We start from the raw sequence: 12,748 nt of genomic DNA, 5'->3' as shown, positions 1-12,748 counted from the left end.
CAAAATTAGTAAAAATAAGCTCGCCAGTAATAAAAGAGGATATACGCCGACCTACGAATGGGATGTTATAAAAACAAATTTCGTAAGGCAAGTTTTTCGCGTTCTTTAGAGCGAAGGCTGAATGTAACTACCCAATTAAATATAAGCGAGTTTAATAGGATGAGCATAATAAGCTGAAAATTACCAAGATCGCTTAATAAAAATGCTATTATTATTGATATGATATTAATTCCTGCAAGTATGGCTGTAGTTTGCATGTGGGTGAACCCAAGCCTTAAAATACGATGATGAATATGATTTCTATCAGCAGTAAATGGCGAAGTTCCGCTAAAAACACGAAGCGTAAAAACCCTTAAAGTATCAAATATAGGTCCTATTAATATGGCGAATGTTAATGCAGGCACGGTATTCAGGATGGGTTTTACCTCCGGAGAAAGTTGTTTGTTTATCTCCACAAACTTAACAGCCATAATTGCCGATATTAAGCCTATAAGCAATGAACCGGCATCGCCCATAAATATTTTGGCAGGCGTTAGGTTATAACGTAAAAAGCCACATACGGCTCCCAATATAGTAAGAGATATCGCGGCATATTCATAATGGTGTATATAAATAAAGAACGCCGCAAATGCGCCATTCACTACAATACACGTAGTACCCGCAAGCCCGTCTATCCCATCAATCAGGTTAAACGCGTTTACAATAAGCATTATAAATAATATCGACAAGAAAGCACTGGGGATGTATGGCAAATCATTTATACCGAAAACACCATACATACTGGTAAAACGAATATCGCCCAGGAATACTAAAATGGCAGCTACAAAAAACTGTATTATAAATTTAGTGCTTGAGTTAACACCGGAAAGATCATCCTTTATTCCCATTGCCACTAAAAGTATACTTCCTATTAATAAATAGCTTAGCGGCATGGATTTATCAACCATACTGAAAAGCAAAAGCGTAATAGTAAAACTCACAAAAATTGCCACACCACCTAAACGCGGAATACCATGATCGTGTTGTTTTCTGAAATGCCCCACGTCATCATATAAATGACGTGTGCGTGCAACATGTAAAATCGACGGGATGATAAGTAATGTAATCGCGATTGAAAACATTACTATAAGAATATAGTATATAAAATAATATGTATTTAAATACTCGGGCATATATTGTATATAATTGTCAGGGGTCAGTTATATCAACATTTTAAAACAAATATATATATTATTGCCTAATTAACATTAATTTAAAAAAATTGCCTTACTTTTCTTAACCGCTTTAAAATCAAAGATATGGGAGGAAAAATTAATCCATTTTTATACATGGCCATCATATCAAAGTGCAATACTTTAACAAGAGCGATACTTTTTTTGTTACTTACTCCGCCAATCAGCATATTTATCAACACCTTATTTAAGTAAAAAACAGTTACTTTTCCAACGTGGATAAATCTGAGCATCAGTTCATAATCTGCTGCGGTTCCAATGTCAAGCCTGTAATTCCCCCATTTATCATATAAATTTTTACGGCAATAAAAAGTTGGGTGAGGAGGCATCCAACCATAATTAAACTTACCTTCAGTATACTTGCCCGATCTCCATTTACGCACTACCTTTCCGTTTGGCTTTACGAAATCAAGATCTGCATATAACGCATCAATATTATGGTTAGCTGCAAATACACCCGCAATTTCTTTTAAAACAGTAGGTGTAGCAAAATAATCATCGGCGTTAAGCATACCAATAACATCTCCGGTTGCAACACTTATACCTTTATTCATCGCATCATAAATACCTTTGTCAGGCTCAGATATGATCAAATTAATATGATCATGATATTTTTTCACTATTTGAAGGGTATTATCCGTTGATGCTCCATCAATAATAATATATTCCATATTATTATAATCCTGATCAATAACAGAGTGGATACATTTATCAATAGTGGCTGCGGCATTGTAGGAAACAGTAATTAGAGATATCTTTACGGGATGCATTTGGGAAAATACAATTATTTAACGGCAAAATATGTAAATTTGAAATCGCTACATAATTTAATAAAAACATCAGGTAGCCGCTTATATATGCGAACTATATTTTTTCTTTGTATTGTTAGTTTAATGGTGTTGAATAGTTCGTGCTCTTACAAGCAAAACCAATTGCTTTTTCAAAAAAACAATATTGCTATGCCTAACCCTTCTGTAGAATCAGCCCCTACTGATGGTGAGAGTTACCATATTAAACCACAGGATGTTTTACATATAAGAAACCTGCAGGATATTAATTACATAGTTAATGAAGTGCCTACAGATAAAGGAACCGGGGGCGGATCGGGTTCCGAAGGTCAGAATTTCCAGGTCGAAGACGACGGAACTGTAGCATTGCCTGTTATTGGTCACGTAGCCATCGCCGGTTTAACACGTATAGAAGCGACCAAAAAAATTGAAGACCTTTACCGTAAAAATTTACTTAAGAATCCTATAATTGAGTTAAAAATAGTTAATCTGAAAGTGACCATCTTAGGCGAAATAAACCAGCAGGGTAATTTTCCATTATTAAAAGATAGAACTACTTTGGTCGAAATTATAGGGGAAGCAGGCGGCCTGACGGCTAATGCTAATGAAAAGAATATAAAAATCATTCGTGGCACCGCAACAAATAAAAAGGTAACCGAAATAGACCTTAGCAACATTAATTCCATTACTGATCCAAATGCTATATTACAAAATGGTGATATTATATATATAGCCCAAAACAAAAGAGCCGTACGGACGGATAAACTACGCGACATAAATACTTTTATACAGCCTGGATTAATAATTCTGAATACAGCGGTATTAATATTTACGCTTAGCCGATTATAGATGGAAGAAACTGAAAAAACACATAAGAGGCTGCCTAATCAGGAAATTGACTATTTTAAAATCGGCAAAATAATATTCAGCCGATGGTATTGGATAGTTGGTTCGCTTGCTGTTTTTTTAATATGGTCGAATGTTTATTTATGGTATACACCAAAAATATATGCTACCGGTGGTACCTTAAAACTGGAGGAACGAAGATCGGAAATTGCTGATCTGTCAAATATTATCTCAGGTTCTGAAAGGGGTGCATCCCGGATACAGAGTGAAACCTCGGTAATACAAAGTCAGCCGGTTATTTTGGCCGCAATAAAAGACCTTGACTATCAAATAAGCTTTTATATAGAAGGGCGTGTGCGTACGAGTGAGATCTATCCGCAAAAGCCACTTAATATACAAAAGGTTGAGTTTGACAGCACTAACTTTTACCATGATATAATAACTTTCAGGCCGGTTAATAAAAGCACATTTAACCTTACTTATACCTTAAACGGTAAGGAAGTAGCTAAAAATTACCAGTTTAATGAACCCGTTAACATTGGCCCCACTACCTTCAATATAAACAATCCGGGCGATTTGAATAAAGACGCTGTTTATTTATTTAAATTCAACAGTCCTGAAGATTTTATTGGTCGCGTGAGGGGTGGTTTACAAACTGCCGAAACCGCAAGAAATTCAAATATTATTGCTTTACAGCTTACTGACGCAAACCCCAAATTTGCCGCGGATGTGTTGAATGCTATAATGAGGGAGTACTTAATTTACGATCGTAACCGTAAAACCCAGTCGGCAACTCAAATGATTGATTTTATTGATGATCAGCTAAAGTATCTGTCTACAGAGGTTAAGGGATCGGAAAAATCCATCCAGGATTTTAAACAGAAAAATAAGCTAATGGAAGTTAGCTCGGCCGCAGATGCAGCTTTATCACAGGCTAAAGAACTGGAATCAAAAAAATCCATATTAAATTTGCAGCTTATTGCAATTGACCAGCTTAAACAGCAAATAAGTAAAGAAAAAAATAATGTAAACTTAAATTTTAACGCAGGCGACGGGCAAATTGACCCTTCACTATCTACACTTATTACTTCTTTAGATAACTTACTGCAACAACGTACCCAGTTATTAAAAACATATACACCCGGCTCACAACCCGTTCAGGACATCAACCAGTCTATACTTCAAATAAAAAACAATGCATTAAATAACTTAAATGCATCCTACAACAATGTAAAAAGAGACTTGGGTTATCTGGATGCTCAACTTTCCGAAGTTAATAAACAGATATCTGTTTTACCAGTTGCCGAACGTGATTTAATTAGCCTGAGGCGTGATTTTGAAATAAATGAAAAGGTTTATTCGTTTTTATCCGAGAAAAAACTTGAAGCACAAATAAGCCGCTCGGGTATTTTACCCGGAGCAACTATTATTGATACTGCACAACCAAATTATTGGCCCATATCACCTAACGAGCATGATATACAACGTTCTGCCATAATTTTCGGATTGCTTACCGGCCTGGGTATTATAATTTTTTTGCGGGTGATAAATCCTTACATCTATGATAAGGAAACCATTGAAAGCATTACTAACATTCCTATAATTGGTGTAATAAGAAAATTCCCGGAACCGATAGACGAGGACAACAACCAGGTTTTAGCGCTAAGCAAACCCAAATCCATTTTTGCGGAATCAGTACGTTCGGTACGTACAAATCTTAATTTTATTGCATCTGAAAAACAGAGTAAAGTAATATGCATTACATCAGAGGTAGCCGGCGAGGGTAAATCATTTGTAGCGGTGAATTTATCCAGTACCTTATCTTTAATTGATAAAAAAGTTATTTTAATAGCCGCTGACCTGCGACGCTCAAGGCTACATAAAACTTTTAATGTACCAAATGATAATGGCCTAAGCACTTATCTTTCCCATCAAACATCCATAGACAATATCATATTACACTCTTCTCAAAAAAACCTTGATTTCATAGTTTCCGGCCCAGTGCCGCCAAACCCATCGGAGCTTTTGCATAACGACCGTATGAAGGAATTAATAAAAGAACTTAATACAAGGTACGACGTGATCATGATTGATACTGCACCTATCGGCTTAGTGTCTGACGCCATACCACTTATCAGGATAAGTGATATTAATATATTTGTTATACGTTCCGGAAAGTCTAAGTTATATGCTGCTACTGTTCCGCAGCGTATAGCGCAGGAATACCAGTTAAACAATACGGTAATAGTTCTTAACGCTTATTCGGAAGATCTTTTACATTCCAGATATTATACGACCAAGTTTACGGGAGATTATAATTCAAAATATTATTATTACTCTGATTATAGTGGTTATGAAGCATCAGGATATTATGTAGATAATGAAGCGAAAAAATGGTGGAATATTAACAGATGGTTCAAAAAGTAATTGCGCTTGATTATAAATGAATGTTAAAATAAATACAGATACCCGTAAATGGTATCCGGTTTACACTCATCCACGTGCCGAAAAAAAAGCCCATACCGCTTTATTAAAAAAAGGAATTGAAGCTTACTTGCCGCTTCAACGTCGTTTAAAGCAATGGAGTGACCGTAAAAAGTGGGTTGAAGAACCACTAATAAAATCTTATTTATTTGTACACATTCCACATCATGAGCAGACAGATGTACTAATGACAAAAGGCATCGCCCGGTTCATTTATTTTTCGGGGCAAATAACAGCAATGCCTGACAGCCAGATAGAAGAACTTAAATTACTGTTGTCAAGCTCATTAGAGCTGGAAGTTACTGAAGAAAATTTAGCACCGGGAGAAAAAATCAGGATAAAGGCTGGTCCGCTTAAAGGAATTAATGGTGAAATGATAGCTTATCGTTCACAAAAACAATTAATATTACGATTAGAAAGTTTGGGATGCTCAATAATTGTTAATGTAGCTGCCTCTTATGTTGGCAGATTATAACATATTCCGGTTGATATAATTATTATATCATCATATATACTACTGATAATTAGTTAGTTACATAATATCAATGTGACTTACGAGGCGAAGCTGTGGAAATAGCTGAACAAATAAAAACTAAAAACATCGCAATTAAAAAAGCGGCCTCTGTTGCTAAGGGCAAAATTGTTCTTTTATTATTACAAAGCTTCGGTACAACCGGTGGTGTACAAAAAATGACCCGCACACTTGCCCATGCCTTAAACATCGCTGCTAAAAACACTGATCGCGATTTTAAAGCAATTTCGTTATACGATGACGAAAGCAATTTGATGGAACAATATATTGCCCCTAAAAACTTTGCGGGGTTTGGTAAAAATCGCTTCAGGTTTTTTATAGAAACTATAAAAGCTATCCATAAAAAAGACACCGTAATTTTAACTCATATTAACCTGGCCAGCCTGGGTTTACTAATAAAATTACTAAAACCTAAATGTAACATATGGCTCGTGGCACATGGCATAGAAGTTTGGAACCCCCTGCAGTTTCATAAAAAGCTACTATTAAATTATTGCGATAAAATAACTTGTGTTAGCCGTTTTACAAAAACGCAAATGATAGACAGACATAAAGTAAATGCGAAAGTATGTTATGTTTTAAACAATTCTTTAGATCCGTTTATTAATATACCTGACAATTTTACTAAGCCTGATCACCTTCTGAAAAAGTTTAAGTTAAAGCCAGCAACGCCTGTAATTTTCACTTTAACCCGCATAACTTCTAACGAGCTATTCAAAGGTTACGATAATGTAATAATTGCTATTAGTCGATTGAAAGAAAAATTTCCGGAAATTAAATATATCCTATCAGGACAATACAGTGCAGAAGAAGAAACTCGTATTACAAACCTCGTTAATGATGTAGGGGTAAACAATCAGATTATTTTAACTGGATTTATTCCTGAAGATGAACTAAACGAATACTTTTTACTGGCCGACCTGTTTGTATTACCCAGTAAAAAAGAAGGATTTGGCCTTGTGTTTATTGAGGCATTGGCTCGCGGCTTACGTATAATATGCGGCAATGCCGATGGAAGTATGGATGCCATTAAAGATGGTGAATTAGGTAAGGCCATTAACCCCGATGATATTGACGAATTGGAAAACAGCATTGATGAATTACTGACTGATTCGATAACCCCGGCTGAGCGTAAAAAATTACAGCAAAAATGTCTTCAATATTTCAGTGAAGAAATGTACGTACAAAATATACAAAAGCTATTGGCAACAGCTGATTAATAAATGAAAGTAGCCGTTAAAGCAACCGATCTTTCTAAAGCTTATCAATTAGGCACGTTTGGCACGGGCACTATATCCAGAGATTTTGAACGTTATTGGGCACGCGTACGCGGTAAAGAAGATCCGTTTTTACAAATAGGTGAAACAAACGATCGAACCAGCAAGGGAGAAAGCAATGTTGTATGGAGTTTAAAAGATATCAATTTTGAGATTGAGCAAGGTGAAGCCGTTGGAATAATAGGTAAAAATGGTGCCGGCAAAAGCACCCTCTTAAAAATATTGAGCAGAATTACCGCACCTACAACCGGCGTGATAAATTTAAGGGGAAGGGTTGCAAGCTTATTGGAGGTGGGCACCGGTTTCCATCCTGAACTTACCGGTCGTGAGAATATATTTTTGAACGGGGCTATACTGGGTATGCGTAAAGCCGAAATAAAAAGGAAACTTGATGAGATAGTTGACTTTTCGGGTGTTGAAAGATATATTGAAACTCCTGTAAAACGATATAGTAGTGGCATGTATGTACGGCTTGCATTCGCGGTAGCTGCCCACCTGGAATCTGAGATATTAATTGTTGATGAGGTTTTAGCAGTCGGCGATGCTGAATTTCAACGAAAATGCTTAGGTAAAATTGGCGATGTAACCAAAAACGAAGGTCGTACAGTATTATTTGTAAGCCACAACATGGCTGCAATAAAATCACTTTGCAAGCGAGCGCTTGTTTTAGATAATGGCCGATTAGTATATCAGGGTAATCAGCTGAATGCTGTTAACTTTTATCAATTAAATAATAATCTCCCTTCTGTTTTTGAACACCAGGGTAAATATGATACAGCTCCGGGTAATGATAACATTCGCATTAAGAGTTTTAAAGTAACTCCCATATCGGGTGAAACTATTTTTATATCAACCGGGGCGTATTTCACCTTGGTTTTTTATAATTATAAACCTAATATAAATTTAGATGCCACTTTTGAATTAAAAAATGGCGACGATGTGGTAGTATTTCATCAGGGTGTATTAATCAGCACAAACAATGATGCTAAAAAAGGGGTCTATACTGTAACAGGAACACTACCTCCTAATTTACTTAACACCGGGAAATATTCTTTTAAAATAATTTTTGGCGAAAATCAGCGATATGAATTATTTTCTATAACGGAATTTATAAAATTCGAGGTATTGAATGAGAGTGCGGGAAGCAATAGTTTCATTGCGCCTGGTATTATAAGGCCGTATCTGAATTATAAAGTAGATTTTCAATATTCTTAATGGAGCCTCGAATTATACATTTACCCAAGTTTTTAGATGACAGGGGAAACTTGTCATTTATCGAGGAAAATAATCATATCCCTTTCAGCATTGAACGCACGTACTGGATATATGACGTACCGGGGGGCGAACGGCGCGGTGGACATGCTTATGGCAATCTACAGGAGTTTATTGTTGCATTAAGCGGGAGTTTTGATGTGGTTTTGCATGATGGAGATAAGGAAATAAGATTTCATTTAAACCGGTCGTATTATGGTTTATATATTCCGAAGATGATGTGGCGTGAATTGGAAAACTTTTCTACCAATTCACTTGCGATGATATTGGCTGATCAGAATTATGACGAAAACGACTACATCCGGAATTTTGAAAAATTCACCCGAATAAAAAATGGATAGCGCAAAAAGTACAGTTTTTGATTGTAATATTATTCATTTGAGCAGAATACACAATCGCGCAGGTAATATTACACCCGTTGAAAATAACATCCATGTACCATTTGCTGTAAAGCGGGTTTACTATTTATATGATATACCCGGTGGTGAATCAAGAGCAGCCCACGGACATAGAAATTTGGAGCAGTTTATTGTAGCTGCCAGCGGCAGTTTTGATATTACTGTTGACGACGGTGTCAATAAAAAAACCGTACAGTTAAATCGTCCCTATTTAGGATTGCATATTAAACCTGGGATATGGCGGGATATATCAAATTTTTCATCAGGTGCTATTTGTCTGGTGCTGGCTTCGGAATTATATAACGAAAGTGATTATATAAGAGATTACGTCATATTTAAAGAGTATAAAGCACAATAATGCGATTCCCTGTTTATAAGTATGGCTTATTTTTTAGACTGGTTGAAGAAACCGATGCCGCTTTTATATTGGATCTGCGAACAAATAAGAACCTGGCACGGCACCTCACATCTACAGACGATGATTTGCAAAAACAAGTTGAATGGATAAGGGAGTACAAAACCCGGGAAAAAAGTCAGAAAGAGTATTATTTTTTATTTGAGGATGAAAATCATCAACCATCAGGAGTAGTTAGATTGTATGATATTAATGATGACACATACACTAGTGGTAGTTGGCTTGCAAAACCCGGATCTGATGAATTTCTCAGTATAAAATCAGATCTTTTTATTTCGGATTTTGCAGCAGAAGAATTGAAAGGCAAAAAATGTGTATTTGATGTAAGAAAAAAAAATAAAAAGGTTTTACGTTATCACAAAATGTTTTCAACTGTGATAGGCGAGGATGATCTCAATTATTATTTTACAATAGATGAAGAGAACGCCTTACGTAAATACAATTTCTTAAAAAGTATAATATAACACACAATGGATATCGAAAAATTTATAAGCGAATTAGCAGATCAATATGATGATATTGATACATCGGGCTTTACCTCCGAAACTTTATTTAAAGAAAATGAGGAATGGAGCTCTATGACAGCACTTTCTATAATAGCAATGGTTGATGATAGTTATTCAGTAAGACTAACCGGTGACGACATCAGAAAATCACAAACAATTCAAGACATTTACAATATAGTATTTTCTAAATCGACCGTATAAATGGCATTTTTAGATTTAAAAAATGTTATTATACGTGGCATTTCAGCATGTGTACCCTCAACTATAGAAGAAAATATAGATTTAGTTGACATTCCTACTCTTGATATAGATAAGTTAATTAAAACTACAGGAGTAGAAAGAAGACATATTATTACACCCGGAACTTGTATGTCCGACCTGTGCTTCGCAGCGGCTGAAAAACTGATTAAAGAATTAAATTGGGATAAGGCAGATATTGAAGGACTAATAATAGTTACACAATCACCAGACTACCTTGTACCTGCTACATCTCCCATATTACAAGACAGGTTAGGTCTTTCGCAAAATTGTTTTACAATTGACATCTCATTGGGTTGTTCCGGATATGTTTACGGATTAAGTACACTTGGCAGCTACATGCAAAATGGAATGATAAAAAAAGCCCTTCTTTGCGTTGGAGATGTATCGTCCATATCTTGTTCAAAAAATGACAAAAGCACTTACCCATTATTTGGCGACGCCGGCACAGTAACCGCATTGGAATATTGTAATGGAGCCGAAGGAATGAAATTTCATCTTTCAAGTGATGGCAGCGGATATAAATCAATTATAATACCAGCAGGTGGTCATCGGAACAAAATCACACATGAATCCTTAAAGGAACATCAGCTTGAACAAGGCATCTGCCGCAGCGATGTTCAATTATGGCTTGATGGTATGGATGTTTTTTCTTTTGGTATATCGAAAGCACCGGATACTGTAAATAAGTTATTGGAAAAGTTTGATATAGCTAAAGAGTCGGTAGATCATTTTTATTTTCATCAGGCAAATATGATGATGAATGAACGCATCAGAAAAAAGCTTAAATTACCTGAAGAAAAAGTTCCCTATTCATTAAAAAACTTCGGTAATACCAGCAGTGCTAGTATTCCGCTTACTATGGTTACAGAAACGGCGCATAAATTAAGAAGCGGGGTAAACAGCATAATAACCTGCGGTTTTGGCGTCGGTTTGTCATGGGCAACAATGCAATGTACCACTGAGCTTCTAGTTATACCAGATTTAATATATTATGAATAATCCTTTCTCATTAAAAGGCAAAAAAGTTTTGGTCACAGGTGCATCATCGGGCATAGGGCGACAAATCGCTATTTCGGCATCAGCTATGGGAGCCGAAACCTATATTACCGGTAGAAATGATCAAAGGCTGTCCGAAGTGTTTGATCTGTTGGAAATACCCGGCAAAAAATATATAGCCGACCTGACGATTGAACAGGAATTGAATGATATAGTTGAGCAACTTCCTAATTTAGATGGTGTGGTACTTTCTGCCGGGATAATAAAAGCACTGCCTTTTAAATTTGTAAATAAAACTGATTTAGATGCCATCTTCCAAACTAATTTTATTTCGCCTTCTTTTTTGGTGAATAAACTTCTGCGAGCTAAAAAGCTCAATAAAAAAGGTTCGGTGGTATTTATATCTTCCATAGCCGGTAACTACATAGGATCGATAGGTAATTCTATGTACAGTGCCTCAAAAGGGGCTATGAATGCCATCCAAAAAGTAATAGCGATAGAACTTGCACCGCAAAAAATCCGGGTTAATAATATTTCACCGGGTATGATAAGGACTGCATTAATTGATGATGACACCTTTACAGATGAGCAGATGAAGGAGGACGAAAAGAAATATCCGTTAGGTTATGGTGAACCTGCAGACGTAGCAAATGGAGCCGTTTATTTGTTATCTGATGCGAGTAAATGGGTTACAGGCAGCACATTGGTTATTGACGGAGGCTTTATAATCAGATAAATGCAGGCCTTTATTAAAGCCGTTTCCTACTATCTGCCACAAAAGGAATTGAACAATTCAGAATTATCAGCACTATTTCCAGAATGGGGGGTTGAAAAAATTGCTGGTAAAATAGGTATTGATACCAGACACATCGCTGCTGAAAATGAGTTTGCGTCGGATATGGCAATTGCAGCAGCAAAGAAATTATTTAAAGAGCATGATACCGCACCAACGGATATCGATTTTATCTTATACTGCACCCAAAGTCCTGATTATTTTTTACCATCTGCAGCTTGTATAATACAAGACAAGTTGAATATCCCGGTAAAAGCAGGTGCTCTTGATTTTAATTTAGGATGCTCGGGATATGTTTATGGTCTTGGTTTGGCTAAGGGGCTGATAGTTGCAGGAATAGCTAAAAACATATTATTACTCACTGCTGATACCTATTCAAAATTCATAAACGCTAAGGATAAGGGAAACCGTACAATTTTTGGAGATGCTGCTTCCGCTACATTGATTAGCACCGACGGTTTTGCCTATATAGGAGAATTTGAGTTGGGTACAGATGGAAAAGGAGCTGACAAACTGATAGTTAAAAATGGTGCACTCCGAAATCCTGAAAAAAACGTGGATGTCAAAAAAGATGCTTACGGAAACGAACAATCGCCAGGAGATTTACATATGGATGGGCCGGAAATATTTGCCTTTACGTCCCAAGAGGTTCCGGTGCTTATTGATAGCACACTTATTAAAAACCATTTGAAAAAAGCAGATGTCGGTCAGTTTATCCTACATCAGGCAAACAAGTATATGCTGGAACATCTACGAAAAAAAATGGATATTCCGGTTGAAAGTTTTTATATCCACATGGCTAATGTTGGCAATACAGTATCTTCATCAATTCCTATAGCTCTTTATGAGGCTATAACAGAAAAACCAGCAGCATCAAACGAAAAATGGTTACTGGCCGGGTTTGGTGTAGGATACTCCTGGGGAGCCACAATTATATCCTTTAATTGA

Annotated in this window: 14 protein-coding genes; 12 read left to right on the top strand and 2 right to left on the bottom strand. The window is 36.3% G+C overall.

Annotated features, from left to right (window positions below; translation table 11 throughout):
- Window positions 1-65: 65 nt before the first annotated feature.
- Together I5M19_RS02830 and I5M19_RS02825 are read right to left on the bottom strand one after the other, a co-directional pair.
- A complete protein-coding gene (locus I5M19_RS02830; protein WP_235985752.1) occupies window positions 66-1,121 on the bottom strand; it encodes an MraY family glycosyltransferase in 1,056 nt (351 codons plus the stop codon).
- Between the two features lie 131 nt (window positions 1,122-1,252).
- Window positions 1,253-2,002 (bottom strand): glycosyltransferase family 2 protein, encoded by a 750-nt coding sequence (locus I5M19_RS02825; RefSeq protein ID WP_200063806.1) that lies wholly within the window; start codon window positions 2,000-2,002, stop codon window positions 1,253-1,255.
- 87 nt (window positions 2,003-2,089) lie between these two features.
- Between I5M19_RS02825 and I5M19_RS02820 the strand changes: the two genes are divergently transcribed.
- From I5M19_RS02820 to I5M19_RS02765, 12 genes are all read left to right on the top strand, one after another.
- A complete protein-coding gene (locus tag I5M19_RS02820) occupies window positions 2,090-2,869 on the top strand; it encodes a polysaccharide biosynthesis/export family protein (protein WP_200063804.1) in 780 nt (259 codons plus the stop codon).
- Window positions 2,870-5,293, top strand: coding sequence for a GumC family protein (locus I5M19_RS02815; protein WP_200063802.1), 2,424 nt, complete (start codon window positions 2,870-2,872; stop codon window positions 5,291-5,293).
- Window positions 5,294-5,309: 16 nt separating this feature from the next.
- Window positions 5,310-5,825, top strand: coding sequence for a UpxY family transcription antiterminator (locus I5M19_RS02810; RefSeq protein ID WP_200063800.1), 516 nt, complete (start codon window positions 5,310-5,312; stop codon window positions 5,823-5,825).
- 92 nt (window positions 5,826-5,917) lie between these two features.
- Window positions 5,918-7,102, top strand: a complete 1,185-nt coding sequence (locus I5M19_RS18780; RefSeq protein WP_200063798.1) for a glycosyltransferase family 4 protein — start codon at window positions 5,918-5,920, stop codon at window positions 7,100-7,102.
- 3 nt (window positions 7,103-7,105) lie between these two features.
- Complete coding sequence (locus I5M19_RS02800) at window positions 7,106-8,374, top strand: ABC transporter ATP-binding protein (protein ID WP_200063795.1); 1,269 nt, start codon at window positions 7,106-7,108, stop codon at window positions 8,372-8,374.
- Entirely contained in the window at window positions 8,374-8,772 is a 399-nt protein-coding gene (locus tag I5M19_RS02795) for a sugar 3,4-ketoisomerase (protein ID WP_200063793.1), read from the top strand. The genes I5M19_RS02800 and I5M19_RS02795 overlap by 1 nt, the downstream gene beginning before the upstream one ends.
- Window positions 8,765-9,187 (top strand): sugar 3,4-ketoisomerase, encoded by a 423-nt coding sequence (locus I5M19_RS02790; RefSeq protein ID WP_200063791.1) that lies wholly within the window; start codon window positions 8,765-8,767, stop codon window positions 9,185-9,187. Before I5M19_RS02795 ends, I5M19_RS02790 begins: the two co-directional genes overlap by 8 nt.
- Complete coding sequence (locus I5M19_RS02785; protein WP_200063789.1) at window positions 9,187-9,708, top strand: GNAT family N-acetyltransferase; 522 nt, start codon at window positions 9,187-9,189, stop codon at window positions 9,706-9,708. The genes I5M19_RS02790 and I5M19_RS02785 overlap by 1 nt, the downstream gene beginning before the upstream one ends.
- A gap of 6 nt (window positions 9,709-9,714) precedes the next feature.
- Window positions 9,715-9,951 (top strand): hypothetical protein, encoded by a 237-nt coding sequence (locus I5M19_RS02780; RefSeq protein ID WP_200063788.1) that lies wholly within the window; start codon window positions 9,715-9,717, stop codon window positions 9,949-9,951.
- Window positions 9,952-11,010, top strand: coding sequence for a 3-oxoacyl-ACP synthase III family protein (locus I5M19_RS02775; protein WP_200063785.1), 1,059 nt, complete (start codon window positions 9,952-9,954; stop codon window positions 11,008-11,010). It abuts the gene before it with no gap.
- Window positions 11,003-11,743: an SDR family NAD(P)-dependent oxidoreductase gene (locus tag I5M19_RS02770; protein ID WP_200063783.1), complete on the top strand. Its 741-nt coding sequence runs from the start codon at window positions 11,003-11,005 to the stop codon at window positions 11,741-11,743. Before I5M19_RS02775 ends, I5M19_RS02770 begins: the two co-directional genes overlap by 8 nt.
- The gene (locus I5M19_RS02765; RefSeq protein WP_200063781.1) at window positions 11,744-12,748 is read left to right on the top strand and encodes a ketoacyl-ACP synthase III; all 1,005 of its coding nucleotides are present in this window, start codon (window positions 11,744-11,746) and stop codon (window positions 12,746-12,748) included. It abuts the gene before it with no gap.

This window comes from Mucilaginibacter segetis, assembly GCF_016522075.1.
GTDB classification, from domain to species: Bacteria; Bacteroidota; Bacteroidia; order Sphingobacteriales; family Sphingobacteriaceae; genus Mucilaginibacter; species Mucilaginibacter segetis.
The sequence above is the reverse complement of the archived record's forward strand: the minus strand, read 5'-3'. Positions and strand labels throughout refer to the sequence as shown.